The sequence below is a fragment of the Curtobacterium sp. A7_M15 genome, from assembly GCF_030705415.1.
GTDB lineage: Bacteria > Actinomycetota > Actinomycetes > Actinomycetales > Microbacteriaceae > Curtobacterium.
Map to the genome: position 1 here is coordinate 1 of NZ_JAUZED010000174.1, position 4437 is coordinate 4437.

General features: G+C 71.3%; 5 protein-coding genes. 3 read left to right on the top strand and 2 right to left on the bottom strand.

Annotated features, from left to right (window positions below; all coding sequences use genetic code 11):
- Positions 1-44: 44 nt before the first annotated feature.
- Entirely contained in the window at positions 45-569 is a 525-nt protein-coding gene (locus Q7F20_RS17840; RefSeq protein WP_305741403.1) for a DinB family protein, read from the bottom strand.
- 190 nt (positions 570-759) lie between these two features.
- Here Q7F20_RS17840 and Q7F20_RS17845 point away from each other — a divergent pair, with 190 nt between their 5' ends.
- Positions 760-2277 (top strand): MFS transporter, encoded by a 1518-nt coding sequence (locus Q7F20_RS17845; protein WP_305741404.1) that lies wholly within the window; start codon positions 760-762, stop codon positions 2275-2277.
- 220 nt (positions 2278-2497) lie between these two features.
- On the opposite strand, the gene Q7F20_RS17850 is transcribed toward Q7F20_RS17845, so the two are convergent.
- On the bottom strand, positions 2498-3520 hold the full coding sequence (locus Q7F20_RS17850) for a GTP-binding protein (protein ID WP_305741405.1): 1023 nt from the start codon (positions 3518-3520) through the stop codon (positions 2498-2500).
- Positions 3521-3581: 61 nt separating this feature from the next.
- On the opposite strand from Q7F20_RS17850, the gene ykgO reads away from it, so the two are divergent.
- Positions 3582-3704, top strand: coding sequence for a type B 50S ribosomal protein L36 (ykgO, locus tag Q7F20_RS17855; RefSeq protein WP_022905672.1), 123 nt, complete (start codon positions 3582-3584; stop codon positions 3702-3704).
- A 28-nt stretch (positions 3705-3732) separates the two neighbouring features.
- Positions 3733-4389 (top strand): histidine phosphatase family protein, encoded by a 657-nt coding sequence (locus tag Q7F20_RS17860; protein ID WP_305741406.1) that lies wholly within the window; start codon positions 3733-3735, stop codon positions 4387-4389.
- Positions 4390-4437: the final 48 nt, after the last annotated feature.

A 4437-nucleotide genomic window follows, 5' to 3' on the forward strand; every position in this document is an offset into this window, starting at 1 on the left:
CGGTGCGTGCCCGCACCGCGCCTCCCGGCCCACAGGTGATGCGTCTACCGCGTGCGCCGCACGTCCCACAGGTGGTGCACCGGGTCGTGCGCGTAGTAGGTCGCGAGCGTGGCGACCGTGAAGGCGCTGCCGTCCGACCGGAGGCCGGTGCGCTCGAGCTGGTCCTCCCGCACGTCGTCGAAGGCGCGGGCCGCACGGTGCGCCGCCTCGCCGAGTTCCCGCGCGACGGCGGCGGGGTCCTGCTCGCCGTAGCGGTCCTCGACGGCGGTGGCGTCCTGGTCCCAGTTCGCGAACGTCGGCGCGTCCTCGGTGAGCATGAGCGTCAGCCGCTCCGTCATCTTCCGGTGAACGTCCCGCACGTGCGCGGCGTACTCGAGCGGTGACCACGTGTGGTCGTCGGGGCGGTCGCGGACGTCTGCGCGTTCGAGCACGGCGGGCCACGCCGCGGTGTTCGCGTCGATGACCCCCGGGACGTCCCGGATCGTCACGATGCTGCCGTCGTAGCCGCACTCGGGGCACGCGGACTCGATGACCCACGTCCAGTTCTTCGTCTCGGGTTCGATCGCCATGACTGGATGTTATGGCCTCGTTACGGTCCACACCGATCCGTGTGCTGGCGGCGATCGACGCTGCTCCCGGCTCGGCAACACGCCGGTTCCTGAGAATCGCCGGGCAATGACATTTCGGTTGCTCGGTAGCGTCGTCGGCTGTTCCGTGCCGGTACCGATCGGCCCGCCGACCCCCCCCGAGGAGAGATGCATGGGTTCCGACCCCAGCCATACCCCGAACCGGCCAGAGCGACGCCTCCGCGTGAGCGACGTCACCGTGGTCGACAAGAGCATGATGCGCCGAGCCGTCAGCGGCATGGTCGTCGGCAACACCATGGAGTGGTACGACGTCGGCGTCTACGGCTACCTCGCCGTCACGATGGGGAAGGTCTTCCTCCCCACCGCTGAACCGTCGGTCCAGATCCTGTTCAGCCTCGGTGTCTTCGCCGCCACCTACATCGCGCGTCCACTCGGCGGGATCGTCTTCGGGCGGCTCGGTGACCGCATCGGGAGGCAGAAGGTCCTCGCGACGACGCTCATCATGATGGCGGCCTCGACCTTCCTCATCGGAGCCCTGCCCGCCTACGCCACGATCGGGGTCCTCGCGCCGATCGTCCTCGTCGTGCTGAAGCTCGCGCAGGGCTTCTCGACAGGGGGTGAGTACGCGGGCGCGACGACGTTCGTCACCGAGTACGCGCCGGATCGGCGCCGCGGGTTCTTCGCGAGCATCCTCGACTTCGGCAGCTACCTGGGCTTCGCGCTGGGTGCGACCGTCGTGTCCGTCCTGCAGATCACGCTCGGGGACGACGCGATGACCGCGTACGGCTGGCGCTTCCCGTTCCTCGCAGCCGGCGTGATCGGCGTCGTGGCGATCTACTTCCGCCTGCGCATCGAGGAGTCCCCGGCGTTCCAGGCGACCCAGGCCGCACAGGCCGCCGCGTCCGAGAACCGCGCCGCACTGTCCGGAGAGCGCCCCGCGAACGTCATCGCCATGGTGCGTGACCACTGGCGTCCCATCGTCATCGCCGTGATGCTCGTCGCCGCGTCGAACACGGTCGGCTACGCGCTGACGTCGTACATGCCGACGTACCTCACCGACTCGCTCGGCTACTCCGCGCTGAACGGCACGCTCCTCACGATCCCGGTGCTCGTGCTGCTCGCGATCATGCTCCCGCTCACGGGCAAGCTGTCCGACCGGCTCGGCCGTCGCGTGGTGATGTGGATCGGTGCCGGCACCACCGTCGTGCTCGTCGTACCGGCCTTCCTGCTCATCGGGCACGGTGCCCAGTGGTCGACGCTCACCGGCCTCGCACTGCTCGCACTCATGACCGCGCTGTGGGTCTCGAACCAGGCGGCGTCGCTGCCGGCGCTCTTCCCCACCTCGACTCGCTACGGCGGCATGGGTTTCGCGTACAACATCGCCATCGCGGTCTTCGGCGGGACCACCCCGCTCATCGTCCAGGCGTTGCTCACTGCGACCGGCGACGAGCTCGCCCCGGCGTACTTCCTGATGGTGACGAGCGTGCTCGGCGCTGTCGGGGTGTTCTGCATGAAGGAGTCCTCGCAGCGCCCGCTTCCCGGGTCGATGCCGGCGGTGGAGACCGAGGAAGAGGCACGGGAACTCGTGCTCACGCAGGACACGAACCCGAACCTCGACCTCGGTGACCTGCCCTTCGCCGCCGAGGACGCCGCCGCGAGGGCCGAGCGCGAGGCCGAGCCGACGCGCTGAGCGCCCCCGTCGGGCCCGGCTGACCGCTCCGGAACGACGAGGTCGATGTCGTACGACATCGACCTCGTCGTTCGTTGCGCACGCGAGTTGTTGCGCGGGGGCGGGAACGACATCGTGGTCGTCGTACGACATCGACGATGTCGTTCCGGGTCGGGCGAGCACCCGGCACCCGCGCCCGTCATCCGCGTGCCCACGCGCCCGAACCGCGTCCGCACCCGCCTCACTCGTGCCGGTGCTCCTCCGACGCGTCGAGCGCCGGCCACACCGGGAACGGGTCCGCCCACGTGCGCCACAGCTCCGGCCCCGCGAGCAGCTCGTCCGACGTGACGAGCGCCCCGTCCAGCGCCCGCTCGATCCCCGGCACGTCCAACCGCTCGCCGACGAACCAGAGCGCCTGCCCGATCGGCGCGTCCGGGTCCCACGACGGGTTCGCGGTCGGGTCGAGCGCCAGCATCGCCCCGAGGCTCGACCACGACCCGACGTGGTCCGGCCGGGAGGCGAGCCGGAAGAACCCCCGGGACCGCAACACCCGCCCGTTCGTCCCCGCGGCCAGGTCCCGCTCGATCACCGACGCCAGACGACCGGGGTGGAAGGGCAGCGGCTCCCGGTAGCGCAGCGCGAAGAGGCCGTCCCGCGGGTCCCGACCGACCGATCCCGACAGCGCCCGCATCCACCCGGCGCCGTGCGCGAGGACCCGTGCCGCCCCGCCGTTCGACGCGGGCAGGTCGGTGGCGCTCCGGATCGACGACAGCGCCACGACGACCGCCTGCGGGGCCAGGCGGTGGAGCAGCGCGAGGAGGCTCCGACGACGTTCCAGCGGCACCGGACCGACCCGGTCGAGGACGACGACCGTGGCGTACTCGACGAGCGACGCCACCCGGTCGGCGGCCACGAAGGCGTCGTCGACCTCGGACCAGAGCAGGTGCGCCACGTCGTCCGCCCGCAGCACGCTCACCACGTGTCGGAGCACCCGGTCGTCCCCGGTCTCCGAGCGTGCGGCGTTCGCCAGCATCATCCCGACGGCCCGGGTGTCGGCGCCCGGGGGCAGCGTGACGACGAGCCCGTGGTCGGCGTCCGGGCCGCACACCCGGTCGAGGTGGTCGGCGCGCTCGGCGACGGCACGGACGGCCGCGACCGCGCTGGCGGGCGCGTGCATCCGGTGACCAGTGGAGAGCCGGACTGCCACGCGATCGGCGTCGACGTCGTGCAGGGCGGAGACGAGGGTGATGGCGGCAGGACGCATGTCGGCTAATGTACATGATCATCGTTCTCAACAGAGGGAACACCGAGACAGGAGGTCACCCGTGAAGGTCCGCAACTCGCTCAAGGCGCTCAAGAAGATCCCGGGTTCGCAGGTCGTCCGCCGCCGCGGCCGCGTCTACGTCATCAACAAGCAGAACCCCCGCTGGAACACCCGGCAGGGGTGACGTCGCCGGGGTTCCGTAGGGTGGCACCATGCGACTGCTGCTCATCCGCCACGGCCAGACCCCTGCGAACGTGGACGGCGTGCTCGACGCCGTCGTCCCCGGACCGGGCCTGACCGAGCTCGGACAGCAGCAGGCCGATGCCCTGCCCGCGGCCCTCGCCGACCGGGGCATCGAACGGCTCTTCACGTCGACGATGGTCCGGACGCAGCTCACCGCGGCGCCGCTCGCCGCGTCGCTGGGTCTCGACCCGGTGGTGTTGCCGGGCCTCCGCGAGATCGAGGCCGGCGACACCCAGGGCAAGCGCGACCAGGTGTCCGTGCAGACGTACATCTCGACCGTGCACGGCTGGTCGCTCGGCGACCGCACCACCCGGATGCCCGGCGCCGAGAGCGGGACCGAGTTCTTCGCGCGCTACGACGACGCGGTCCGGCAGATCCTCGAGACCGGCGTCGACGTCGCGGCGGCCGTCAGCCACGGAGCGGCCATCCGGACGTGGGCGAGTGCCGCGGCCGACAACACGCCGGACCACTTCGGCACGAAGCGCCACCTCGAGAACACCGGGATCGTCGAGCTCGAGGGGTCGTTCGACGACGGGTGGCGCCTCGTCGACTGGGAGGGCGAGCCCGTCGGCGGCGAGGAGCTCATCGACCGGACGGCGCAGGACCCGACCGGCGAGCGGTTCTGACACGCGGTCGCCGACGCGACCACGGAACGGACGGGAGGCGCGGTGCCA